This is a genomic window from Vibrio sp. 2134-1 (genome assembly GCF_033339495.1).
In genome coordinates this window covers 15,909-39,836 of sequence record NZ_JAWOUS010000023.1, presented here as the reverse complement: position 1 = coordinate 39,836, position 23,928 = coordinate 15,909, and the positions used below count along the sequence as shown (strand labels likewise).

The 23,928-nt window shown below is 45.5% G+C and carries 21 protein-coding genes; 16 read left to right on the top strand and 5 right to left on the bottom strand.

Going from position 1 to position 23,928, the window contains the following annotated elements:
- Nucleotides 1–193: 193 nt before the first annotated feature.
- A complete protein-coding gene (argE, locus tag R7R78_RS20450; protein ID WP_086047070.1) occupies nucleotides 194–1,330 on the bottom strand; it encodes an acetylornithine deacetylase in 1,137 nt (378 codons plus the stop codon).
- A gap of 144 nt (nucleotides 1,331–1,474) precedes the next feature.
- Between argE and argC the strand changes: the two genes are divergently transcribed.
- The 4 genes from argC (at nucleotide 1,475) to argH (ending at nucleotide 6,708) form a co-directional block, all read left to right on the top strand.
- Entirely contained in the window at nucleotides 1,475–2,479 is a 1,005-nt protein-coding gene (gene argC / locus R7R78_RS20445; protein ID WP_225474184.1) for an N-acetyl-gamma-glutamyl-phosphate reductase, read from the top strand.
- 21 nt (nucleotides 2,480–2,500) lie between these two features.
- Nucleotides 2,501–3,292: an acetylglutamate kinase gene (gene argB, locus R7R78_RS20440; RefSeq protein ID WP_005381333.1), complete on the top strand. Its 792-nt coding sequence runs from the start codon at nucleotides 2,501–2,503 to the stop codon at nucleotides 3,290–3,292.
- An 84-nt stretch (nucleotides 3,293–3,376) separates the two neighbouring features.
- Nucleotides 3,377–4,591, top strand: a complete 1,215-nt coding sequence (locus R7R78_RS20435) for an argininosuccinate synthase (protein ID WP_017821738.1) — start codon at nucleotides 3,377–3,379, stop codon at nucleotides 4,589–4,591.
- A gap of 242 nt (nucleotides 4,592–4,833) precedes the next feature.
- A complete protein-coding gene (argH, locus tag R7R78_RS20430) occupies nucleotides 4,834–6,708 on the top strand; it encodes an argininosuccinate lyase (protein WP_167415490.1) in 1,875 nt (624 codons plus the stop codon).
- Nucleotides 6,709–6,902: 194 nt separating this feature from the next.
- On the opposite strand, the gene R7R78_RS20425 is transcribed toward argH, so the two are convergent.
- The 3 genes from R7R78_RS20425 to R7R78_RS20415 all read right to left on the bottom strand — a co-directional run bounded on the left by R7R78_RS20425 (nucleotide 6,903) and on the right by R7R78_RS20415 (nucleotide 9,934).
- Complete coding sequence (locus tag R7R78_RS20425) at nucleotides 6,903–7,184, bottom strand: DUF3624 domain-containing protein (RefSeq protein WP_017633527.1); 282 nt, start codon at nucleotides 7,182–7,184, stop codon at nucleotides 6,903–6,905.
- Between the two features lie 372 nt (nucleotides 7,185–7,556).
- Nucleotides 7,557–9,029, bottom strand: a complete 1,473-nt coding sequence (locus R7R78_RS20420) for a dihydrolipoyl dehydrogenase (RefSeq protein ID WP_225474183.1) — start codon at nucleotides 9,027–9,029, stop codon at nucleotides 7,557–7,559.
- A 176-nt stretch (nucleotides 9,030–9,205) separates the two neighbouring features.
- Nucleotides 9,206–9,934: a redoxin family protein gene (locus R7R78_RS20415; protein ID WP_053350732.1), complete on the bottom strand. Its 729-nt coding sequence runs from the start codon at nucleotides 9,932–9,934 to the stop codon at nucleotides 9,206–9,208.
- 169 nt (nucleotides 9,935–10,103) lie between these two features.
- Here R7R78_RS20415 and oxyR point away from each other — a divergent pair, with 169 nt between their 5' ends.
- Complete coding sequence (gene oxyR / locus R7R78_RS20410) at nucleotides 10,104–11,015, top strand: DNA-binding transcriptional regulator OxyR (RefSeq protein ID WP_225474182.1); 912 nt, start codon at nucleotides 10,104–10,106, stop codon at nucleotides 11,013–11,015.
- 53 nt (nucleotides 11,016–11,068) lie between these two features.
- On the opposite strand, the gene R7R78_RS20405 is transcribed toward oxyR, so the two are convergent.
- Nucleotides 11,069–13,630, bottom strand: coding sequence for a penicillin-binding protein 1A (locus R7R78_RS20405; protein WP_005381325.1), 2,562 nt, complete (start codon nucleotides 13,628–13,630; stop codon nucleotides 11,069–11,071).
- 144 nt (nucleotides 13,631–13,774) lie between these two features.
- Between R7R78_RS20405 and pilM the strand changes: the two genes are divergently transcribed.
- From pilM to rpsF, 11 genes are all read left to right on the top strand, one after another.
- Nucleotides 13,775–14,791: a type IV pilus biogenesis protein PilM gene (gene pilM, locus R7R78_RS20400; RefSeq protein WP_005381324.1), complete on the top strand. Its 1,017-nt coding sequence runs from the start codon at nucleotides 13,775–13,777 to the stop codon at nucleotides 14,789–14,791.
- Nucleotides 14,775–15,350, top strand: a complete 576-nt coding sequence (locus tag R7R78_RS20395; protein WP_005381323.1) for a PilN domain-containing protein — start codon at nucleotides 14,775–14,777, stop codon at nucleotides 15,348–15,350. The genes pilM and R7R78_RS20395 overlap by 17 nt, the downstream gene beginning before the upstream one ends.
- A complete protein-coding gene (locus R7R78_RS20390; protein WP_005381322.1) occupies nucleotides 15,343–15,936 on the top strand; it encodes a type 4a pilus biogenesis protein PilO in 594 nt (197 codons plus the stop codon). Before R7R78_RS20395 ends, R7R78_RS20390 begins: the two co-directional genes overlap by 8 nt.
- On the top strand, nucleotides 15,926–16,441 hold the full coding sequence (locus tag R7R78_RS20385; RefSeq protein WP_005381321.1) for a pilus assembly protein PilP: 516 nt from the start codon (nucleotides 15,926–15,928) through the stop codon (nucleotides 16,439–16,441). Before R7R78_RS20390 ends, R7R78_RS20385 begins: the two co-directional genes overlap by 11 nt.
- A gap of 25 nt (nucleotides 16,442–16,466) precedes the next feature.
- On the top strand, nucleotides 16,467–18,212 hold the full coding sequence (locus R7R78_RS20380; protein WP_031779065.1) for a type IV pilus secretin PilQ: 1,746 nt from the start codon (nucleotides 16,467–16,469) through the stop codon (nucleotides 18,210–18,212).
- Between the two features lie 187 nt (nucleotides 18,213–18,399).
- The gene (gene aroK, locus R7R78_RS20375; RefSeq protein WP_005381319.1) at nucleotides 18,400–18,918 is read left to right on the top strand and encodes a shikimate kinase AroK; all 519 of its coding nucleotides are present in this window, start codon (nucleotides 18,400–18,402) and stop codon (nucleotides 18,916–18,918) included.
- A gap of 32 nt (nucleotides 18,919–18,950) precedes the next feature.
- A complete protein-coding gene (gene aroB / locus R7R78_RS20370; protein WP_225474181.1) occupies nucleotides 18,951–20,051 on the top strand; it encodes a 3-dehydroquinate synthase in 1,101 nt (366 codons plus the stop codon).
- Between the two features lie 52 nt (nucleotides 20,052–20,103).
- Nucleotides 20,104–21,615 (top strand): SPOR domain-containing protein, encoded by a 1,512-nt coding sequence (locus R7R78_RS20365; protein WP_225474180.1) that lies wholly within the window; start codon nucleotides 20,104–20,106, stop codon nucleotides 21,613–21,615.
- 69 nt (nucleotides 21,616–21,684) lie between these two features.
- Complete coding sequence (locus tag R7R78_RS20360; RefSeq protein ID WP_005381301.1) at nucleotides 21,685–22,524, top strand: Dam family site-specific DNA-(adenine-N6)-methyltransferase; 840 nt, start codon at nucleotides 21,685–21,687, stop codon at nucleotides 22,522–22,524.
- 92 nt (nucleotides 22,525–22,616) lie between these two features.
- Nucleotides 22,617–23,288: a ribulose-phosphate 3-epimerase gene (gene rpe / locus R7R78_RS20355; protein WP_005381300.1), complete on the top strand. Its 672-nt coding sequence runs from the start codon at nucleotides 22,617–22,619 to the stop codon at nucleotides 23,286–23,288.
- A gap of 244 nt (nucleotides 23,289–23,532) precedes the next feature.
- Complete coding sequence (rpsF, locus tag R7R78_RS20350; RefSeq protein WP_005381299.1) at nucleotides 23,533–23,922, top strand: 30S ribosomal protein S6; 390 nt, start codon at nucleotides 23,533–23,535, stop codon at nucleotides 23,920–23,922.
- Nucleotides 23,923–23,928 lie beyond the last annotated feature (6 nt).

The following is a 23,928-nucleotide window of genomic DNA, read 5'->3' as shown; positions in this document are numbered from 1 at the left end:
AAATAAAGCAGACTAAGTTTGCAATTATTCCGCTGTCTCCTGATTTAGAGCAAATTTACGGCAGCCATAGAGTAAGAAGTGAAAATTAATTACAAAATAACAAGTTAAATAAGTGTTAAGACTAGCGCTGAATTGTGAAGATAAAAAGATGCAGCTCAATCGAGCTGCACAGACTTTCGAGCTTAAACGCGTATTAACAGCAGTACTTGACCATTGCCTTTGAAAGCACATCAATTGTGGGGTCGATAAAGTCGAAGGATAGAAACTCATCCGGTTGATGGGCTTGGTCGATTGACCCAGGGCCGAGCACCAAGGTTGGACACAACTGTTGTAGAAATGGTGCTTCAGTACAGTAGTTCACGGTTTCTGAACTGGTTTGGCAGATCTCTTCAACACCACCAATAAATGGGTGGTCATGTTGGCATTCGTAACCCGGAATAGGCTCATGCAATGGAATAATCTCCAGTCTCCCAGGCCATTTCGCTTCGACTTCTTTTAATGCTCCGCGCAACATGTTCTCTAAACCATCAAGGCTAATGCCGGGAAGAGGACGCACGTCGTAATGCAGTTCGCAGCAACCACAAATACGGTTAGCGCTGTCACCACCGTGAATGTGTCCAAGATTTAGGGTTGGGCTTGGAATGGCAAAACCCGGATGGTGATATTCTTTAATCAATTTGTCACGCAGTTGCATCATGGCGAACATGACTTCATGCATGATCTCAATAGCGTTAACGCCAAGCGCTGGGTCCGATGAGTGACCGGACTTGCCTGTTACGCGAATGGCATTTGCCACATGCCCTTTATGACCTCGAATTGGTACAAGGCTGGTGGGTTCACCAATGATGCAGTAATCCGGCTTAAATGGGGCGTTTGCTGTGAAATGTCGCGCGCCCAACATGGTGGTCTCTTCGTCACAAGTGGCTAATACGTAAAGTGGTTTGCTCTGCTTGCTCCAATCGACTTTCTTCACTGCTTCATAAATAAAGGCGAAAAAGCCTTTCATGTCTGCTGTGCCTAAACCGTAGAAGCGGTTGTCTTTTTCCGTCAGTTTATGCGGATCAAAATTCCATCGCCCTTGATCGAATGGCACGGTATCACTATGGCCAGCAAGTAAAAGGCCACCTTCTCCCTCTCCCATACGTGCGATCATATTGTGCTTGCCTGGCTCGACTTCGATCACTTCAACGCTAAAACCCAGATCTTTAAACCAAGATGCGAGTTTTTCGATGACTTTTGTATTGCCCTGATCCCAGCTCGGATCCGTGGAACTGATAGAAGAGGTGCTGATGAGTCCTTCATAGACCTCTAGAAAAGTTGGTAATTGCATGGATTCTTCAAATCTCCTGTTGACAGACAGACCACAAAAATGTAAAACACATATTAAATCATGTTTAATGAATAAAAAATCAAAATAAAGCAAAAATTAAATATGAATAGTCATTTGAGCCTTTAAGTATATGGATGTTACACAATGCTAAAAACCACGATTATTGGAGCCAGCGGTTACACAGGCGCAGAGTTAGCGTTAATGGTTAATAAACACCCACAACTCACGCTATCAGGTTTATACGTTTCCGCCAACAGTGTTGATGCGGGAAAGAGCATCGCGCAGCTGCACGGTAAGCTAGCGGGCATCATTGATATGCCAGTTTTACCACTAAAGGATCCACTGCAAATCGCTCAAGAATCGGACGTGGTGTTTTTGGCAACGGCTCACGAAGTCAGCCATGATTTAGCCCCGACTTTCTTGGAGGCAGGCTGTCAGGTATTCGATTTATCGGGTGCATTCCGTGTGAAAAGTGAAGGCTTTTACGACACTTTTTATGGCTTCGCACATCAACATAACAACTGGCTAGATAAAGCAGCATATGGCTTAGCAGAGTGGAACCAAGAATCAATAAAAACCACTCCTTTGATTGCAGTAGCAGGTTGCTACCCAACCGCTTCACAGCTTGCAATCAAACCTTTATTAGAACATGCGTTGCTTGATACCAACCAATGGCCAGTGATCAACGCAACCAGTGGTGTATCAGGTGCAGGGCGTAAAGCCTCCATGGTTAACAGCTTCTGTGAAGTCAGCTTGCAACCCTATGGTGTATTTAACCATCGTCACCAGCCAGAGATTGCTCAGCACTTGGGTTGCGATGTGATTTTTACTCCGCACCTCGGCAACTTTAAACGCGGCATTCTTGCCACTATCACCATGAAGCTTTCGCAAGGAGTGACAGAATCACAAGTGGCACAGGCGTTTGAACAAGCTTATCAAGGCAAGCCTGCGGTGCGTCTTAAAGGCGACGGTATTCCACGTATTCAGGATGTCGAAAATACCCCTTTCTGCGATATCGGCTGGAAGGTACAAGGCGAACACATCATTGTGATTTCAGCTATCGACAACCTACTTAAAGGTGCATCGAGTCAAGCGATGCAATGTCTCAATATTCATTACGGTTACCCAGAACTGACAGCGTTGCTGTAGTCGTTGAAAGAGGGAAATGCGATGACGCAAACCAATCAAGCTCCTTTAGTCATTAAGCTAGGTGGTGCAGCTCTATCATGCACTCAAACCTTAAGCCAACTTTTTGGTGCCATTGCGGCTTACCAAAAATCGGCACAGCGACAAATCGCCATCGTTCATGGCGGTGGCTACCTAGTTGATGAGTTGATGGCAAAGCTTCAGCTTGAAACCGTTAAGAAAAACGGTTTACGCGTAACGCCTTACGATCAAATTCCTGTGATTGCAGGCGCGCTTGCAGGCACTGCGAATAAGTTACTTCAAGGTCAAGCGATTGCGGACGGTCTTAACGCTGTGGGCCTTAGCCTTGCGGATGGTGGTTTGTGTCTTGTTGAAGAACTTGACCCAGAACTCGGCGCGGTAGGCAAAGCATCACCGGGTGACTCAGCACTATTACAAGCGGTGCTAAACACAGGTGCACTGCCGATCATCAGTTCAATTGGTTTAACCAAAGATGGCCAGATGATGAATGTGAATGCTGATCAAGCAGCAGTCGCGGTTGCGGGCGCATTAGATGCGGAGTTAGTCCTGTTATCAGACGTGAGTGGTGTATTAGATGGAAAAGGCCATTTGATCAAAACCCTGTCAGAGCAGCAAGCTAACTCGTTGATCGATGGACATGTGATCACCGATGGCATGATCGTCAAAGTTAAAGCCGCTTTGGAGGCCGCCAATGATCTTGGCCGTCCAATTGAAGTCGCGACCTGGCGTTACCCAGAAAAATTAGCACAGTTATTCGCTGGTGAAAGTATTGGTACTCAATTCTTGCCTCAATAAGCATCAGCAAAAGAATTCAATATTAGGAAGTCGTAGTTGGCACTGACCGCCGAGCGCAGCGCCAGTTAAGTTTGGAGAAAAAACATGAGCAAAGTGAACGTAAATAAAGTGGTAGTCGCATACTCAGGCGGTCTAGATACTTCAGTAATTATCCCGTGGCTAAAAGAGAACTACGACTGTGAAGTAGTGGCTTTCGTTGCCGATGTTGGTCAAGGTGCCGAAGAGCTAGAAGGCATTGAAGCGAAAGCAAAAGCCTCCGGTGCTTCTGAATGCTACATCGCTGACCTGAAAGAAGAAATGGTCGCAGACTACATTTACCCAACGCTAAAAACCGGCGCGTACTACGAAGGTAAGTACCTGCTAGGTACATCAATGGCGCGTCCAATCATTGCTAAAGCGCAGGTTGAAGTGGCACGTAAAGTGGGCGCGGACGCACTGTGTCATGGCTGTACAGGTAAAGGTAACGACCAAGTGCGTTTCGAAGGTGCATTCGCAGCACTAGCACCGGACTTACAAGTGATTGCACCTTGGCGTGAGTGGGACCTAGTGAGCCGTGAAGAGTGTTTGGATTACCTCGCTGAGCGTAATATTCCTTGTTCTGCGTCTCTTACTAAGATCTATTCACGTGATGCAAATGCATGGCACATTTCGACGGAAGGCGGCGTTTTAGAAGATACTTGGAACGCACCAAACGAAGACTGCTGGGTGTGGACTGTCGACCCAGAGCAAGCGCCAAATGAAGCGGAATACGTCACGCTGAAAGTAGAAAAAGGTGAAGTGGTCGAAGTTGATGGTGAAGCGATGACACCATACAACGCACTGGTTTACCTAAACGAGAAGGGCGCTAAGCACGGTGTTGGCCGTATCGATATCGTGGAAAACCGTCTTGTTGGAATGAAGTCTCGTGGTTGCTATGAAACACCGGGAGGCACCATCATGATGGAAGCGCTGCGCGCTGTAGAGCAGCTTGTGCTAGACAAATCATCATTCGAATTCCGTGAGGAGCTAGGTCTAAAAGCGTCTCACCTTGTATACGATGGCCGTTGGTTTACGCCACTATGTAAATCGATCCTTGCTGCTTCAGAAGAGCTAGCGCAAGACGTTAACGGTGAAGTGGTTGTTAAGCTTTACAAAGGTCAAGCGACAGTGACGCAAAAACGTTCTGACAACAGCTTGTATTCAGAAGAGTTCGCGACTTTTGGTGAAGATGAAGTTTACGACCAAAGCCATGCAGGTGGGTTCATCCGTCTTTACTCGCTATCAAGCCGTATTCGTGCATTGAACAGCCAGAAGAAATAATCCCTTAACATCCATCTTGGATTGAATAAAGACCCGCCATTTATAGGCGGGTCTTTTGGTTTCTAAAAGCGGGTACCTAAATTTGGCTTGAATATATATGTAAAAATATTGAATTTATACTTTATTTTTTATCGAAATTGCCGTAACGTTGACCCATAAGAAAAAGTGAGCAAATGACCATCAAATTGGTTACTACTCATTCGAGAACGTTAGAGTAAGCAATAGTCATCAGGAGAGACGCAATGGCATTATGGGGCGGAAGATTTACCCAAGCGGCAGACACCAGATTTAAAGAGTTCAATGATTCGTTGCGTTTTGACTACCGATTGGCTGAGCAAGACATCGTAGGTTCAATCGCATGGTCTAAAGCTCTGCTTTCTGTTGATGTGCTATCGGCAGAAGAACAGCAAAAACTGGAACTTGCTTTAAATGAGCTGAAGTTAGAAGTGATGGAAGACCCTCACCAAATTCTTCGCTCTGATGCAGAAGATATCCACTCTTGGGTTGAACAGCAGCTAATCAGTAAAGTGGGAGATTTAGGTAAAAAACTCCACACTGGGCGTTCTCGTAATGACCAAGTCGCCACAGACTTGAAACTTTGGTGTCGTCAGCAAGGTCAGCAATTGTTGATTGCTTTAGATCGCCTACAAGCACAAATGGTCCATGTTGCTAAACAGCACCAAGGCACCGTATTGCCAGGCTATACTCATCTTCAGCGTGCTCAACCTGTAACCTTTGCTCACTGGTGCTTGGCTTATGTTGAAATGTTCGAGCGTGACTACTCTCGTCTGAATGATGCCTTACAGCGTCTCGACACTTGTCCACTTGGCTCGGGTGCGTTAGCGGGAACGGCTTATCCGATTGACCGCGAACAATTAGCACATAATCTCGGTTTCCAACGTGCTACGCGTAATTCACTCGATTCGGTTTCAGATCGTGATCATGTGATGGAACTGATGTCGGTGGCGTCGATTTCTATGCTTCACCTTTCTCGTCTTGCAGAAGATATGATCTTCTACAATTCAGGCGAGTCAAACTTCATTGAGTTAGCGGATACGGTGACATCTGGTTCGTCATTAATGCCACAGAAGAAAAATCCAGATGCACTTGAGTTGATCCGTGGTAAGACAGGGCGTGTCTATGGCGCATTATCGAGCATGATGATGACAGTTAAAGCCTTGCCATTGGCGTACAACAAAGACATGCAGGAAGATAAAGAAGGGTTGTTTGACGCTTTAGATACATGGAACGACTGCATGGAAATGGCAGCTCTGTGTTTTGACGGTATTAAAGTGAATGGCGAGCGCACACTAGAAGCGGCGAAACAAGGTTACGCAAACTCGACGGAGTTAGCTGATTACTTAGTGGCGAAAGGCATCCCATTCCGTGAAGCTCACCACATCGTCGGTGTTGCGGTCGTTGGTGCTATTGCTAAAGGTTGTGCGTTAGAAGAACTGTCTATCGAAGAGTTAAAAGCCTTCTCAGAGGTCATTGAAGCGGATGTGTATGACATCCTGACTATCGATTCGTGTTTGGAAAAGCGTTGTGCTTTGGGTGGTGTTTCGCCTCACCAGGTCGCTTACGCGGTAGAACAAGCGGATAAGCGCCTGAGCCAGCGTGACAGCTCGGCGGTGAAAGTGCGTCCTGCACGTTTGACGGACATTGAAACGTTGGAAGGTATGGTTGCTTACTGGGCGAACCTTGGTGAGAATCTTCCGCGCTCTCGTAATGAGCTCGTGAGAGATATTGGCTCTTTCGCGGTGGCTGAGCATCATGGTGAAGTGACGGGTTGCGCTTCTCTATATGTGTATGACTCAGGGTTGGCTGAAATACGCTCTCTTGGTATCGAAGCGGGCTGGCAAGGCCAAGGGCAGGGCAGTGCGATTGTGAACTATTTGGTTGAGAAAGCGCGCCAGATGGCGATCAAGAAAGTCTTTGTTCTAACGCGAACGCCTGAGTTCTTTATGAAGCAAAGCTTTTTACCGACATCGAAGTCATTACTGCCGGAGAAAGTTCTGAAAGATTGCGATCAGTGCCCACGTCAACATGCATGTGATGAGGTAGCGCTTGAGATCAATTTAATGGAGCAAGTGATCCAAAAAACGCATGTGGCATGAACTGAAGTTGTGGAGTGATTTTATTAGCATTCAATGACATAGTCATTTTCCTGCTTACTTACATCAGTATTCGCTAAAAAAATCGAAAAAATTTGGAACCTTTGAGAGGAAGCCCGGTCTATTAAAGTACCACTGCTTTTTCTTAGAAGAATCTAAGAGAGCCCCAGAACTGACATTGGTTTTGGGGCTTTTTTCTATCTGTCACTTTTCTCTTTTTTATTCGCCTTTTTTTGTCCCCGTCGACGCTGCCAAGGCAAGATGACAAAACGCATCCATAAGTGTAAAAACAACAAAACGTTGAAAGCGAAGCCGGCAAAGATCAAAGCGATCGACTCGATGCTTTGTGGATCATCTTTGAGCGTAAACCACCATACAATCCAACACAGTACAGAAAGTACCGTCAATTGATCCAAGCATCGTTGGCAACGTCCAAGTTTTTTCCAAAACCAATGTTCTTCGCAGCGGCGACAAGTCATAGTGTTTTCCAAACCATTAGTGTTGCTTCAGATTATATATCTAACTATATGGTGGAAAGCGTTTCTTGTACCGGACTTAGAGAGCTATGACACAACCAAAAATGGAAAGTTAGCTTTGTAAAAGCTTTGTGGCACGTAATTGATGTATGGTGCTCTGTCAGTCTTTAACAGGAAATATAATGATGTCGACAGAGTTGAAACTTGCGCTAAGTATCGCTGGTGGGTTCTTTATGATCGGTGTTGTCGCGATTTGTATGGTTAGCCGCTATGCAATGATGGCAGCGTAAGAGAGATTTCATTGCGCCAAAGTAGTAAAGCAAAACCTCGTTGATGACGAGGCTTTGCTTATATTTAGATAGAAGCCTGAAAGCGTTAGCAGCCAGGGCCGCAGTCAAGACAATGTTTCACCATTTCTGGCCCTAAGTGTAGTTTTGCATTCAAATCACGTAGAGCGGTGCGGACGCCTTCTTCAATCACTGGGTGATAGAAGGGCATATCTAACATCTCAGAAATCGTCATCCTATTTTGGTGCGCCCATGCTAAAAGGTGAGCAAGATGCTCTGCATTCGGGCCCATCATTTCTGCACCTAAAAAACGTCCAGTGCCTTGCTCTCCGTAGACATGCAGAATGCCTTTATTACGAAGCATGACGCGCGAACGTCCTTGATTTTCAAACGAGACTTCACCGGTTGCGAAACATCCACATGTGCCTAGACGTGTTTCTAGTTGTTTATATGTTTCGCCAACCATAGCAATTTGAGGGTCGGAGAACACGGCTGAAATTGGTGAGCGACGCAGACCCGCACGAATATCTGGGAAACGGCCTGCGTTGTCTCCAGCAATACGGCCTTGGTCAGCGGCTTCGTGCAGCAGTGGAATTTGGTTACTTGCATCACCTGCGATGAAGATGCTCTCTACCGAAGTTTGCAATGTATAGTGATCCGCCGTTGGTACGCCACGTTCATCGAGCGCCACATTGGTGTTCTCGATCGCCAGCTTATCGACGTTTGGACGACGACCCGTTGCGGCCAATACGTAATCGACAACGAAAGTTTCTAATTCGCCATCATGGTTGATGAATTGGATTTCGACCTTGTCTTCGCCGTCATTGTCTGACGAAGCAATGCGTTTCATGCTTTCGACTTTTACATCTGCATCAAGGTAGAACTCTTCCTTAAAGGCTTTATCTGCATACGCCATCACCTCTGGGTCTGTCAGTGGGCCCACTTGTCCTCCAAGGCCAAAGAGCTTCACGTTCACTCCTAGGCGGTGTAAAGCCTGACCCAATTCAAGGCCGATGACTCCTGGGCCAAATACTGCCACGGACTCTGGTAAGTCATCCCAGTCAAATACATCATCGTTAATCACTAGGCGATCACCCAGTTCATTCCAAGCTGCCGGATATGTCGGACGAGATCCTGTCGCAATAACAATGCGCTGTGCGGTGACCTGAGTATGATCATCTATGATGAGAGTGTGGTCATCGGCAAACTTCGCGTAGCCCGATAGTTTGTCTTCAGCGGGAATATCATCGACACTTTCAAGCACAAAGCCAACAAAACGATCGCGTTCGCGCTTTACACGATCCATAACTTCTCGTCCGTTAATTAGTACTTCACCTTGCGGGTGTATCCCAAATCCAGGTGCTTTTTCGATTTGATGAACACTTTCTGCTGCCGCAATTAACAGCTTAGACGGCATGCATCCGACACGAGCACAGGTTGTTCCGTAGGGACCGCCCTCAATCATTACCACGCTGTTGGTATGAGCTTTTGCTGCTCGATAAGCACCAAGACCAGCCGTCCCGCCACCAATAACCGCTACGTCGACATTAACTTGTTTCATCGTGAACTCTCGCTTTTGTTTTAAGCCAAGCTAGCAACATTGAGCTTGGAGAGTGAATTGGATAAGTAGTCACCTTATTGGCAGATGACTACTTATCTAGACTAGTAGAAGAAGTGGTTTAGGGTTGGCCTCCGAGCCAAAGGCACCGGAGACCGAGGGTGTAGGCTATGGACAGCTTAGCCTAGATACGCTTCTAGCTCTTCGCTACCGCCGATGTGCTTGCCACCGATAAAGACTTGTGGAACAGTCGTGCGACCAGATATAGCTCGTAGACTAACTGTTGTTGCGTCTTTACCCAGAATCACTTCTTCATATTGAAGACCGTGGTCAATCAGATTTTGTTTCGCTTTCATACAGAAAGGGCAGCCTGGTTTAGTGAACACCGTGATGGATTCTTGCGTTTTGTAGTCAGGCGCTATGTAGTTCAGCATCGTATCTGCGTCTGACACCTTGAATGGGTCACCTGGTTCGTTTGGCTCAATGAACATTTTTTCCACTACGCCATCTTTTACTAGCATGCTGTAACGCCATGAACGTTTGCCAAAGCCGATGTCATTTTTATCCACTAACATACCCATGCCATCGGTGAATTCACCATTACCATCCGGGATGAAGGTAATGTTTTCTGCTTCTTGGTCTTGTTTCCATGCATTCATCACGAACGTATCATTGACCGAGACACAAATAATCTCATCCACTCCGTGCTCTTTAAATACAGGGAACAATTCGTTGTAACGAGGTAGATGGCTTGATGAACAGGTTGGAGTAAATGCACCCGGTAAGCTAAATACGATGACGGTCTTACCTTTAAATAGCTCATCGGTCGTTACATTCACCCAAGCGTCACCTTGACGAACTGGAAAAGTAACTTGAGGGACTTGTTGACCTTCTTTAGATACAAACATAATGATTTCCTTTAACTATTTTAAATTATGCGTATAGAGCTTAGCGTTTTTCGTCGCTCTGTTTCGTTTTGTTGAGCCCATTATTGTAAAAATCCTTTGATAGCTCTAATCGTTTGGTGTTATGGTTTTGATAGGTATTAGCTATTGTTATAGAAGCGAAGCGTGAATTATGAATATTCGAGATTTTGAGTACTTAGTTGCACTTGCGGAACATAAGCACTTTCGCAAAGCGGCAGAGGCATGTTTTGTTAGTCAGCCAACACTGAGTGGGCAAATTCGTAAACTAGAGGATGAACTCGGGACCACGCTTTTAGAGCGAAGCAGCCGACGTGTTTTGTTTACCGATTCAGGGTTACAGCTGGTGGAGCAGGCTAAACGCATCTTAAGTGAAGTGAAAACCTTCAGAGATATGGCAAGCGGTCAAAGCGGAGCCATGACTGGACCGATGCATATTGGTTTCATCCCGACGGTTGGGCCTTATCTATTACCCAAAATTCTGCCGCAGATAAAAGAAGCATTTCCTGAGCTGGAGCTATTTCTGCACGAAGCTCAGACACATCAATTAGTGCGTCAATTGGAAGAAGGCAAACTAGATTGCTTAGTTTTAGCTTCGGTTGATGAAACTGCGCCATTTAAAGAGATCGAAGTGTATCAAGAGCCATTAAGTGTCGCAGTGCCATGTGACCACGAGTGGGCCTCTCTCGACCATGTTGATATGTTGGAGCTGAATGGTAAAACCGTTTTAGCGTTGGGAGACGGCCACTGTCTGCGAGATCAAGCGTTAGGTTTTTGTTTTGCCGCTGGTGCAAAAGACGATGAGCGTTTTAAAGCCACCAGCTTGGAGACGTTACGCAACATGGTTGCTGCCGGTGCGGGGATTACGTTATTGCCTCAGCTTTCTATCCCTAATGAGAAGCAAAAAGATGGCGTATGCTACGTACCAGCTGTTAACCCAACCCCCTCGCGTAATATCGTTCTCGTATACCGTCCGGGCTCACCATTACGAGCTAGGTTTGAAGCTTTAGCAGCGAAGATTAAAGAGTTGTTGGCTTCTTATCCATCATTGAATGCTGCAGCATAAGAAGCAGACATAAAAAAGGGAGAGCTTGATGCTCTCCCTTGTGCTTTTGTGATTTAGAACAGTTCTTCTGCGCCAGAGCCTGAAGAATAAATACTATCTTCTAAACGGTCGCCAGCGTATTCGGTAGGCTCCGTGCCTTTTTCAAAGTATTCGAACATTGATGTGCTATCTACCTTGTGCGTTAGCATACCGCTGTTGCGATCAATACGAACTCGAATAATATCCTCTGGAATATTTTTACCTTGCTCCGGCGTCCCTTCTAGCGCAACACGCATGAAGTCAATCCAAGCAGGCTCTGCGGTTTTCGCACCCGACTCGGCACCAGAAATTTGGCCTTGCCCTAGGTTGCTGTTAACAGTGGTGCGGCCAAGTGCACGTGAGTGATCATCAAAGCCAACCCAAGCTATCGCAACGACACCAGGTCCATAGCCATTGTACCAAGCATCCTTGGAATCATTCGTTGTACCCGTTTTACCCCCGATATCACGACGACCAAGTTTTTGCGCGCGCCAGCCTGTACCATTCCAACCTGTGCCTTCACGCCAGTTACCGCCACCCCAAATGTTGCTGTACATCATCTCACGCATTAAGAATGCATTCTGTTCAGAGATAACTTGCGGTGCATATTGAGGTTCATCATTTTCAAGGGCATTGTCTGTTGCTAGGCCATCAATTGCGACGTCTTGTTCGCCAAATTCATCAGCGTAGCGATTTTCTGGCTGCTCGCTCATTTGCGGGCAATCCTTATGACAAACACTCTTTGGATTGGCTTTAAACAGTACTTCACCGAATGCATCTTCCACGCGTTCTACATAGAATGGTTCAACGTAATAACCACCGTTCGCAAACACAGAGTAACCTTGTGCCACTTTCATTGGTGTTAAGCTGCCAGCTCCGAGTGCGATGGTCTCAGAGCGTGGTACTTGGTTAATATCAAAACCGAAACGAGTAAGGTACTGACGTGTCTCCTCGAGGCCAACTTCACGGAGTGTACGCACTGCCATGACGTTTTTTGATTGAGCTAAGCCGAGGCGAAGACGCGTTGGACCACCATAAGTTGGTGGTGAGTTTTTTGGTCGCCAAGCTGAACCAGAACCTGCATCCCACTTGTTAATCGGCGCATCGTTAATCAAAGTGGCTAGAGTCAGCCCTTTGTCAATTGCTGCCGAGTAGATGAAAGGCTTGATACTTGAACCAACCTGACGCACTGACATGGTTGCACGGTTAAACTTGCTGTGCACAAAGTTGAAACCACCAACCAGCGACAATATCGCGCCATTTTCTGGGTTCATCGCAACAAACGCGGTGTTTGCTGTCGGCACTTGGCTCAGTTTCCAGCTCAGTGTTGTGTTGTCATCTTCATCGGTTTCACTTACTTCGCGAACCCAAACTTGTTGACCTGTCGCTAGCACATCATGCGCTGACTTTGGTGTTGAGCCTTGGCGGTTATCAGTAATGTACTTACGCGCCCAGTGCATTCCAGTCCAAGGGATGGTTTGCTCTTCATGGTTCTTAACCCATACTTGTGCCGTCTTATCATCGACTTTCGTCACAACCGCAGGGTAAAGGTCACCATAAGTTGGCTGTTTCTTCAGGTGCTTTTCTATTTGCTCATTGTCCCAGGCCGCTTCCCCTTCTTTCCAAAGCACACTTTCTGCACCACGGTAGCCATGACGTTCATCGTATGACAAGAGGTTATTTACCGCAGACGTATTTGCAGCATCTTGCAGTTTAGAATCCACAGTCATGTAGATATTCAAGCCAGAGGTATAAGCTTCTTCTTCACCGTATTCTTTTACTGCCCATGCACGAGCCAACTCTGCTACGTAAGGTGCGGAAAGCTCAATCTCAGCGCTATGATAACGCGCCACAATAGGCTCATTGCGTGCTTCGTCATACTGCTCTTGTGTAATGTATTTCTCATCAAGCATTCGCATTAATACAACGTTACGGCGTTTTGTTGCGCGCTCAAGAGAGTAAATTGGGTTCATGGTTGATGGCGCTTTTGGCATACCAGCGAGTGTTGCAATCTCACTTAACGTCAATTCATCAAGGCTCTTGCCAAAATACACTTGAGCGGCAGCACCAAAGCCATATGAGCGGTAACCAAGGAAGATTTTATTGACATAAAGCTCCATGATTTCTTGCTTACTTAAAAGCTGCTCAATATGGATAGCAATAAAAATCTCTTTAATCTTACGCATGATCTTCTTCTCATTAGATAAGAAGAAGTTACGAGCTAGCTGTTGCGTAATCGTACTTGCACCCTGTTTAGCCGAGCCTGAAACCGCAACAACAACCGCTGCACGAGTGATGCCGATAGGGTCGATACCAGGATGCTCATAGAAACGACTATCTTCGGTTGCGATGAGCGCGTGAATTAAGTCTTGAGGAATTTCGTCATAAGTAACAGGAATACGACGCTTTTCACCGAACTGTGCGATCAGCTTCCCGTCTTGACTAAACACCTTCATAGGTGTTTGTAATTCAACGTCTTTTAGAGTTGCAACATCTGGCAATTCAGGCTTCACGTACTGATAGAAGCCAAATATTGTGGTGACTCCAAGAATTATGCAAATCAATGTTAAAAATAATAAACGCTTTATGAACTTCACCGGAGAATCCCTGATTGGTTGAGGCTGTGTAACGGCAAACCCTTGTACTCTTAGGTCAAAAATTTAGCACATAAGAGATATTAACTCTTATTTGGATGCTAATAACAACCTTTGCACGAAGAAATTTCGGAGCGAGAGTAAGAGATGGATAAGCTAATCGTTACCGGCATCGATATAGGCCATAACAGCCTCAAAGCCGTAGTACTTAAACCCACAGGCAACAATTACGCTCTGTTGGGTTACAAAGAAATATTACTAAAGGAAGGTATTGTCGCTGAAAATAACACCATAAATCATCAAGAAATTGTAAAGACCCTCAAGCAGATAAAAAAAGAACTGCCTTTTGGTGCTAAAAAAGTTGCGATCTCAGTTCCTGATAACTCGGTAATTAGCAAGAAACTGCAAATAGAACAAAATCTTGAAGAGAGTGAAGTTGAGTTTGCAGTGATACAAGCCTTTTCTCATCAATCGCCATTCCCTGTCGAAGAGCTGAGTTTAGACTTCGTTCGTCTTCGCGCTGAGGGCGGGCAGAGTGGCAGTGATAGCTATCAAGTGTTTGCGACAAGAAAAGATGTGGTAGAAGGCCGAGTCGATGCATTACAAAAGTCCGGACTAAAACCTGTTTTAGTGGACGTGCATTCGCAAAGCCTTGGTCATATCTGGAAGCTCACCGCCGATCGCTTTCCTGACAAAAACAAATACTGCTTACTCGATATTGGCACTTTATCGAGCTCCTTCACCATGTTTACCGAACAAGGTGAACTGTTTCACAAAGAGTTTGCTTACGGCACACGCGGAGCAAACAGCGCTTCTCCAGTCGATTTTCTGTCCGATGATGCTCAGGAGAAAACAGAGCTGTTTAACCGTCAAATCGTAGAGCGAGTAAAGCGCCAGATGCAGCTCTATACCTCAATCAATGGCTCACAAAACATCAAGGGTATCTGGTTATCAGGGGAAGGGGCCTCCACTCCCATGCTCGCAGAGGAGTTGTCTCAACAATTGTCGTTAGAGTGTGAATTGCTAAATCCGCTAGGGCTATTTGAGATGAAGGTGTCTAAGCGTAAGCGTCGTGCTGTGGATTGGCAGCATTTCTCAACAGCAGCCGGACTGGCCGTTCGTGGCATTCATTGGCTAGGAGGCGCCCGTGCTTTATCGCATTAATTTACTTCCTTGGCGAGAGAATCAAAGAGAAGAGCACCGACGTCGTTTCATCAGTTTGGTCGCATTAGGTATGTTGGTCGCTGTTGGCATCCAGTGGGGTATTGGAAAGTTTTTTGAGTACCAACAAGATCAACAACAGGAGCGGCTCGATTACCTCACTCACTACATTGCCGAACTCGACCAGCGTATTGAAGCAATGAAAATTGCAGAGCAAGAGCACAGCAAAATCCTCGAACGTCTAAAGGTCGTTGAAGGTTTACAAAACGGACGAAACAAAACGACCGAGTTCATGAACTTAATGCCTGCCGTTATCCCTGAAGGTGTATATGTCGACAAGATCAAAATGAATGATCTGGAAATTGAGATCTCTGGGATCTCAGATAGCACTCCAAAACTTGCCACGATGCTAGACAACATGGAGCGCTCGGCCAAGTTGAACGACGTAGAAATGCATTCCATCGTTCACGGCAAAGCCCGTTTTGGGAAAGAGTTTCAAACATTCAAAGTGTCTTTCATGTTCAAAGTAACGGAGAAGAAATTGGAGGCTCAACGTGGTTGATTGGCAGGATCTCGAAATAGATGAAATGGCCGAGTGGCCATTGTTGCCCCAGATTGTAGTAATCGCGCTTCTGATCATGGTGATTCAAGGCTTAGGTTATTGGTTTTACCTTAAACCGAAAGACGAACAGTTGAATCACTTGATCCAGCAGGAGCAGACACTCAAGGTGGCATTGAAGATCAAAGCGAACAAAGTGGCAGCGTTGCCTCAGCTTCAATCTCAATTGGATGAACTTACCACCCGTTACGAGTTATTACTGCAGCAACTGCCTGCGCAAAAAGAGCTGGCTACAATGCTCGCTTCAGTGAATGAACTTGGCATCGACAATAAGCTGACTTTCACCCGAATCGACTGGGGCGAAAAACAATCAGAGCACTTCCTTTATCGTCTCCCTTTAAACATAGAGTTAACGGGCGACTTTCATGACATCGGCCATTTTTCTCAGGCGATAGCGACGCTACCTCGAATCATCACGTTTAAAGATGTGACTTGGCAACGTGTCAGCCAAGAGAGCGAAACCCTGCACTTTCGGGTGCGCGCTAACACCTATCAGTTTAAGCCGGAGGAGACGAAAAATGACAAGTAAGTCTTTGTTGCTGGTACTGATGGGTTCTCTATTGATGGGTTGCCAGGCGAATGATGAATCATTGACGGATTTTATTCGAGGAGTGGAAACACAGGCGCGTCGAGAGGTCGAGAAGCTTAAGCCCGTAGACAAGTATGTTGCAGTCACGTACGCACCGGAAGTACAGCGTGCACCCTTTGAATTACCCAAAGAAGCCACCATCGCGACTCAGCCAGTTGCAAGAAAAGATTGTTGGCAACCGCCCTCAAGAAGGCGAACTGGAAAATTAGAAAGATTCCCATTAAGCCAATTACGTTTGAAAGGGGTCATGGGCATGGATAACACGGTTTCTGGCCTCGTTCAGGCTCCCAATGGCACCGTCTATAAAGTTAAGCCGGGTCAATACCTTGGACGCAATAATGGCAAAGTGACCCATGTCAGCCACTCCTATTTGTTGATTAATGAAACGTTGCCCGACGGCTTAGGATGTTGGCAAAAACGTAAAGTTAAGTTGGCTTTGAGATAGCCCCATTTATTTTTGATATTGAGTAATGAAAATGAGACAAGGATTAACACGTACACCAAGGATACTTACTGGGCTCTTCTCCTTATGGTTGTTTGTATTTTTAGCCCCTTTAGCTGCAGCAGAAGAAGTTTCGTCCAATGCCCTAAAAAGTATCGACTTTCGAACTAATAAAGATAAAGACGCCGTGATTGTCGTCGAATTGGCGTCACCGGCCGCGATTGTAGATATCAAGCGTGTACAGGAAGGGTTAAGTATCGATTTGCTTAACACTTCAGTAAAAGACGAGCAATTGTATCTCCTAGACGTGAAAGACTTTTCGACTGTGGTTGAGAGCGTAGAAGTGTTTCGCGACACCTCGACGACGCGCTTGGTTGCGCACATCAATGAAGAATACATGCATGATTACCGTTTAACGGGGCGTTTTTTGGAAATCAAAGTAGCGAAGATCAAACCCAATGAGAAAGCCCCAGATAAAAGCATTTTAGAAAGAGAAGGTAAGCTTATTTCGATTAACTTCCAAGATATTCCTGTGCGAAACGTCTTGCAGCTTATTGCTGATTACAACCAATTCAATTTGGTTGTCTCCGACTCTGTAGAAGGCAACCTCACGCTTCGTCTTGATGGTGTCCCTTGGCAGCAAGTGCTGGATATTATTTTGCAAGTTAAGGGGTTAGATAAGCGTGTTGATGGCAACGTGATTTTAGTTGCTCCGACTGATGAGCTGGACTTGCGTGAGAAGCAGCAGTTAGAAAAACAAAAACTGACGGAAGAAATGGGAGAGCTTTCATCTGAAATCATCAAAGTTAATTTTGCTAAAGCATCAGACATTGCGGAGATGATCAATGGAGAAGGAAATATCAGCATGCTGTCAGAGCGCGGCAGTATGACCATTGATGAGCGAACTAACTCGTTATTGATTAGAGAGTTACCTGAAAACATCGAGGTGATTCGAGAAATTATTGAGTCTTTGGATATTCCAGTTAAACAGGTTCAAATTGAGGCGCGTATTGTGACCATCAATGAAGGTAACATGGACGAGCTAGGTATTCGTTGGGGTTTTACGTCTATTAATGGCAGTAATACAGTGGGCGGTTCTATTGAGAACAACCTTGCCACGATCGGTCTCTATAATGGAGAAGGGGGTGATGACGGTGGTGACGGTGATGGAGTAGGGATCGATGACTTCCTAAATGTAAACTTAGCTGCAACCAGTCCGAATGCGACCAGTCTTGCTTTCCAAGTTGCGAAGTTAGGTTCAGACACCTTGTTGGATCTTGAGCTTTCTGCTCTGCAACAAGAGTCTAAAGCTGAGATTATCTCGAGCCCACGTTTGATCACTACCAATAAGAAGCCTGCCTATATTGAACAAGGTACAGAGATTCCTTATCTTGAGTCATCATCAAGTGGTGCAACGACGGTGACGTTCAAAAAGGCGGTATTAAGTTTGAAAGTGACCCCGCAAATCACACCGGATAACCGCTTAGTGTTGGATTTAAGTGTCACGCAAGATAGACCAGGACAAGTCGTGAAGACAGGCACTGGTGAAGCTGTTGCGATTGATACTCAACGTATCGGGACGCAAGTGTTAGTGAATAACGGTGAAACGGTCGTTCTTGGTGGTATTTTTCAGCACAGCATTACTAACTCGGTGGACAAAGTGCCTTTGTTGGGCGATCTTCCGCTATTAGGTGCGCTTTTTCGTCGAAGTTATGAAAATGTTGGTAAAAGTGAGCTGTTAATTTTCGTCACGCCTAAGGTGGTGATTCAGTAGTTCTGTCTCGGGAAAAACTGATTAAATCAAAAATAAAGTTGCAATAGTGGCACCATGCTTGGATAATTTCGGGTCTTATCACGAATTATCTGTGAGGAACTGGTGCCACAAGCCTTGTAGAACAGCAGTTTAGCTGTGTTTTCTTGTGGCGATCTTATTGAATCAATGTTGTAAATTACTGCTAAACATGGCTGAGAAACGTAATATTTTCCTTGTTGGCCCAATGGGCGCCGGCAAAAGTACAATTGGTAGACATCTAGCACAGCAACTGCATATGGAGTTTGTTGACTCCGATACAGTGATCGAAGAACGCACTGGTGCAGACATCTCTTGGGTTTTTGATGTAGAAGGTGAAGAAGGCTTCCGCAAGCGTGAAGAAGCGGTACTTGAAGACCTAACACAAGAGCAAGGCATCGTGCTTGCGACTGGCGGTGGCTCTGTTAAGAGCAAAGAAAACCGCAATCGTCTTTCGGCACGTGGTGTTGTTGTTTACTTAGAAACGACGATTGAAAAGCAACTTGCGCGTACAAACCGCGACAAGAAGCGTCCTTTACTTCAAACGGATAACCCTCGCGAAGTACTGGAGCAATTAGCTGAAGAACGTAATCCTTTATATGAAGAAGTAGCGGATTACACTGTTCGCACTGACGATCAAAGTGCAAAAGTGGTAGCCAACCAGATCGTAAAAATGCTAGAAGAGAGATAAGTCTTTATCTTTTTTTTAATTGGAGCAAACCGATGGAACGGATTACGGTCAACCTAGCTGAGCGTAGCTACCCAATCTCTATTGGCGCCGGGTTATTTGAGGACCCGGCGTACCTCTCTCAAGTTCTCTCAAACAAAAATGCAAAACAAAAAGTTGTTGTGATCAGTAATGTCACAGTGGCGCCTTTGTATGCAGACAAAATTTTAAAGCAACTCGAGCAGCTCGGTTGTAGTGCATCCTTGTTAGAATTGCCTGACGGTGAACAGTACAAAAACTTGGATGTATTTAATCAAGTAATGAACTTCTTACTGGAAGGGAGTTATGCTCGTGATGTTGTGATCATCGCGTTAGGTGGTGGTGTTATTGGCGACCTTGTGGGTTTTGCGTCTGCCTGTTACCAGCGTGGGGTCGACTTTATTCAAATACCGACCACATTACTATCCCAAGTGGACTCTTCGGTTGGTGGAAAAACCGCGGTTAACCATCCGTTGGGTAAGAACATGATAGGTGCGTTTTACCAACCTAAAGCCGTGATCATTGATACCAACTGCCTGTCGACGTTGCCTGAACGTGAGTTCGCTGCGGGTATCGCCGAAGTCATTAAGTACGGCATTATTTACGATGCAGATTTTTTTGTATGGTTAGAAGACAATCTTGAGCGCTTGTATACGTTGGATGAAGAAGCACTAACTTATGCGATCGCACGTTGCTGTGAAATAAAAGCGGAAGTGGTGGCTCAGGATGAGAAAGAATCGGGCATCCGTGCTTTGCTTAACTTAGGTCACACCTTTGGTCATGCGATTGAAGCGGAACTTGGCTATGGCAATTGGCTGCATGGTGAAGCGGTATCTTCCGGCACTGTTATGGCGGCCAAAACGTCGCATCTACGCGGTCTGATCTCGGAAGAGCAATTTGAGCGTATTGTTGCGATTTTGCGTCGTGCAAAACTGCCTGTGCATACTCCAGACAGTATGAATTTCGATGACTTCATCAAGCACATGATGCGAGATAAGAAAGTCCTCTCTGGTCAATTACGATTGGTTTTGCCTACAGGCATTGGCACTGCCGAGGTAATTGCTGATACGACGCAAGACGTACTCAAGCAGGCAATAGACTTCGGTCGCGATATTTAACCTTGTAATGGCGCCTTTGGGCGTCATTCTTGTAGTGTATTAAGGTTATTAGATGAGTGTTGCTCACGTACTGGAATTAGATTCTCAAATCGAGTTGCTTGATAGATTAGGTCTACTGACTAACTTTGGTTCCAATCTCATTGCGATTAATGGTCATGATGGGTATGGGAAATCTTGGTTAGCGCAGCGATACCTTGAAGTGGGTGCCAGTAACAAGAATCAATGTTTGTTACTTTGTCATTCTAATCAAGACGATGTGCAGCATCGCGTCCTTATTTTGAGTCAACTGGTTTCAGACGCATTGTTTAATCAGCAAGAGCCTTTACTTGATAGCCTTGAAAGGCTTTTAGGTGATGAGCCGTGTGACATTGCAATTGTTGTAGATGATGCGCATTTATTGAGTGAGACACTTATCTCTGAGCTTTGGATGCTGGTCCTAGAGGCGCACCATAAGCCAAATTGGACCATCAATGTCTTACTGTTTACACAGTCTGGACGTTTAGAAGGTTTGCTAGCACGTCTCAGTTATGGACAAGAGATAAAGCCTGTTGAGCTTGATATTGATATGTTGTCCGAAGTGGAAGCTCGTCGTTTCTTTGAGTCACTTGTAGCGCGCTACGTCGATGATGAGTCTGAGAAACGGGTTCGAGATGCATTTAAAAAAGTCGACCCAGTACCGGGGGACATCATGGCGTTAGGAGAGATGAAAGTGGAAAAAAGGATCATTATCCGCTCGATTGTCGGTTCACCCCTGAATATTGCGTTGGTGGTATTAGTATTACTGTTGCTTGCTGCTGGTGGCTATTGGTGGATGCTTAGTCAACCAAGTCCTGATGATAAGGCGCAGCAAATTGCTGGCAGTTTAGAGCAAACGGCTATTCCAACTTTTGAAGAGTCAGGAATCAGTGCAGCGCAGTCTTCACTGCAACCTGTAACCGATGGCTCTAGCAGTCTTGATAAGTCTGGTGCGGTTGATGATTCTGATTCATTACCGCCAGCAGTGACAGAAGAAGTAGCGAGCGTAGGCAGTGATGACAATCAACAAAGAGTGGTGATTGAGTCGAATGTGGTCGATGCATTGCTTGAAGGTAAAGCTGATTCAGCAGACACAAAAGCGATTGATGAAGTCGGAGGTACTGAGAAGACAGAAACCGCCGATGAAACTAGTTCCCCTTTGATTAAAGTTGTAAAACCGAATCAAGATATGACGCAAGCACCTGCTCAGTCAGAAGAGGGTGAGGCAAACCAACCTGTTGTGAAATTTTCATTTGCTCGTGAAGAACTAAAAGCGCTATCGCCAAGAGCTTATACTTTACAACTCGCAGCTATGACCTCAATGGAAGATGTACAATCCTTTCTCAATGAGCATCAACTGAATAATCAAGTGCGAATTTATCCTACCGTTCGTAATGACACCGAGTGGTATATCATCACATATCAAGATTATCCGACAATTCAAATGGCTCGTGATGCCGTCGCAAGCTTGCCAGATTCGGTTAAGTCGGTGAGTCCTTGGGCAAAATCACTCCGTCAGGTTCACCGTGAAATTGAACGAGTGAAATAAACCTGAGCTTCCCTGAAAAATATGTTACATTCCGCAGCCTTAATTTTTGGTCGATAGATAGAGCAGTAGATGAAAAAGCAACGAGCCTTTCTTAAATGGGCAGGAGGAAAATACGGACTGGTTGAAGACATCCAACGTCATTTGCCGCCGGCTCGAAAGCTAGTTGAACCTTTTGTTGGTGCGGGCTCAGTGTTTCTGAATACCGATTATGACCATTATCTACTTGCAGATATCAATCCAGATTTGATCAATCTGTACAACCTGCTGAAAGAACGCCCTGAAGAGTATATCTCTGAAGCGAAGCGTTGGTTTGTCGCTGAGAACAACCGCAAAGAAGCCTACCTACACATTCGCGCTGAGTTTAATAAAACCGATGACGTGATGTACCGCTCTTTAGCGTTTTTGTACATGAACCGCTTTGGTTTTAATGGCCTATGCCGTTACAACAAAAAAGGTGGCTTCAATGTACCGTTTGGCTCTTACAAAAAGCCGTATTTCCCTGAGGCGGAACTGGAGTTTTTTGCAGAAAAAGCCAAAAAAGCTACGTTTGTTTGTGAAGGTTATCCTGAAACATTTCGTCGTGCGCGCAAAGGGAGCGTCGTGTATTGCGATCCACCTTATGCGCCGCTTTCAAATACGGCAAATTTCACCTCATACGCAGGTAATGGTTTCACGTTGGACGACCAAGCTGCATTAGCCGACATTGCTGAAAGAACAGCGACTGAACGTGGCATTCCTGTGTTGATTTCTAACCACGACACTACCTTGACACGTCGGTTGTATCACGGTGCGGATCTTAATGTGGTAAAAGTAAAGCGTACCATTAGCCGTAATGGTAATGGTCGTAATAAAGTTGATGAGCTACTTGCGCTTTTTCATGCCCCAGACATGGATAAATCAAACTCTTAATTCTCACACTATTATATCTAAATAGTGGATCTCCCCACTGGCTTCGGTAGAATTGCGCGCAGATTGTTTGCTCATTACTACTGAGGTCAGGTATGAAAGATTTTCTTATTGCTCCATCCATTTTATCGGCAGATTTTGCTCGTCTCGGTGAAGATGTAGAAAAAGTACTCGCAGCGGGTGCGGACGTGGTGCATTTCGACGTTATGGATAACCACTATGTACCAAACCTGACTTTTGGTGCGCCTGTGTGTAAAGCACTACGCGATTATGGCATCACAGCGCCAATCGATGTTCACCTAATGGTAAAACCCGTTGACCGTATTATTCCTGATTTCGCAAAAGCGGGTGCGTCGATGATTACGTTCCATGTAGAAGCTTCTGATCATGTAGACCGTACACTGCAGTTAATTAAAGAGCACGGCTGTCAGGCTGGTGTGGTACTAAACCCAGCAACGCCACTTGCAAGTCTTGAGTTTATTATGGATAAAGTCGACATGATTCTACTGATGTCGGTAAACCCTGGTTTTGGTGGTCAATCATTCATTCCTCATACACTAGATAAACTGCGTGCCGTTCGTAAGATGATTGACGAGTCTGGCCGTGATATCCGCTTAGAAATCGATGGCGGTGTGAAGGTTGACAACATTCGTGAAATTGCAGAAGCGGGCGCAGACATGTTTGTCGCAGGCTCGGCGATTTTCGGTGAGCCAGATTATAAACAAGTGATCGATCAAATGCGCGCTGAACTGGCTGAAGTTAAATAAGCACCGATAAGCCAACGCAATAACACGCTGATTTTAAAGGCTGCTAGCTTGTTGGCAGCCTTTGTGTTTTCTAGTATTAGAAGAAATTAAATATCCGCTGCGCTGAGCAAATAATCACTTGCCTATTTTACGCCCTTTCTGTACTATTCGTGCTCCTTAAACTCAGTCAATTATCTTTAGTTCCTTGCTTCCTCTGGACGACTGAGCCATTTGTGGAAGCTGAATAATCCGTAAGGAGCAACCAATGCGTCATTACGAAATCGTATTCATGGTGCACCCAGATCAAAGCGAGCAAGTTGCTGGCATGATCGAGCGTTACACTGGTTCAATCACTGAAGCTGGCGGTAAAATCCACCGTCTAGAAGACTGGGGCCGTCGTCAACTGGCTTACCCAATCAACAAGCTTCACAAAGCTCACTACGTTCTTATGAACGTTGAAGCTGACCAAGCTGTAATTGATGAGCTAGAAACTGCTTTCCGTTTCAACGATGCAGTTCTACGTAACATGATCATGCGTACTAAAGCAGCGATCACTGAGCAATCTATCATGCTTAAGCAAAAAGAAGAGCGTGCTCCACGTCGTGAAGAGCGTTCTGAAGCTAAGCCTGAAGCTAAGTCAGAAGCTGCTGAGTAAGTTTTC

Coding starts and splice junctions, on each gene's coding strand:
- argE (WP_086047070.1), bottom strand. CDS start 1,330: ATGCAATTACCAACTTTTCTAGAGGTCTATGAAGGACTCATCAGCACC.
- argC (WP_225474184.1), top strand. CDS start 1,475: ATGCTAAAAACCACGATTATTGGAGCCAGCGGTTACACAGGCGCAGAG.
- argB (WP_005381333.1), top strand. CDS start 2,501: ATGACGCAAACCAATCAAGCTCCTTTAGTCATTAAGCTAGGTGGTGCA.
- R7R78_RS20435 (WP_017821738.1), top strand. CDS start 3,377: ATGAGCAAAGTGAACGTAAATAAAGTGGTAGTCGCATACTCAGGCGGT.
- argH (WP_167415490.1), top strand. CDS start 4,834: ATGGCATTATGGGGCGGAAGATTTACCCAAGCGGCAGACACCAGATTT.
- R7R78_RS20425 (WP_017633527.1), bottom strand. CDS start 7,184: ATGACTTGTCGCCGCTGCGAAGAACATTGGTTTTGGAAAAAACTTGGA.
- R7R78_RS20420 (WP_225474183.1), bottom strand. CDS start 9,029: ATGAAACAAGTTAATGTCGACGTAGCGGTTATTGGTGGCGGGACGGCT.
- R7R78_RS20415 (WP_053350732.1), bottom strand. CDS start 9,934: ATGTTTGTATCTAAAGAAGGTCAACAAGTCCCTCAAGTTACTTTTCCA.
- oxyR (WP_225474182.1), top strand. CDS start 10,104: ATGAATATTCGAGATTTTGAGTACTTAGTTGCACTTGCGGAACATAAG.
- pilM (WP_005381324.1), top strand. CDS start 13,775: ATGGATAAGCTAATCGTTACCGGCATCGATATAGGCCATAACAGCCTC.
- R7R78_RS20385 (WP_005381321.1), top strand. CDS start 15,926: ATGACAAGTAAGTCTTTGTTGCTGGTACTGATGGGTTCTCTATTGATG.
- R7R78_RS20380 (WP_031779065.1), top strand. CDS start 16,467: ATGAAAATGAGACAAGGATTAACACGTACACCAAGGATACTTACTGGG.
- aroK (WP_005381319.1), top strand. CDS start 18,400: ATGGCTGAGAAACGTAATATTTTCCTTGTTGGCCCAATGGGCGCCGGC.
- aroB (WP_225474181.1), top strand. CDS start 18,951: ATGGAACGGATTACGGTCAACCTAGCTGAGCGTAGCTACCCAATCTCT.
- R7R78_RS20365 (WP_225474180.1), top strand. CDS start 20,104: ATGAGTGTTGCTCACGTACTGGAATTAGATTCTCAAATCGAGTTGCTT.
- R7R78_RS20360 (WP_005381301.1), top strand. CDS start 21,685: ATGAAAAAGCAACGAGCCTTTCTTAAATGGGCAGGAGGAAAATACGGA.
- rpe (WP_005381300.1), top strand. CDS start 22,617: ATGAAAGATTTTCTTATTGCTCCATCCATTTTATCGGCAGATTTTGCT.
- rpsF (WP_005381299.1), top strand. CDS start 23,533: ATGCGTCATTACGAAATCGTATTCATGGTGCACCCAGATCAAAGCGAG.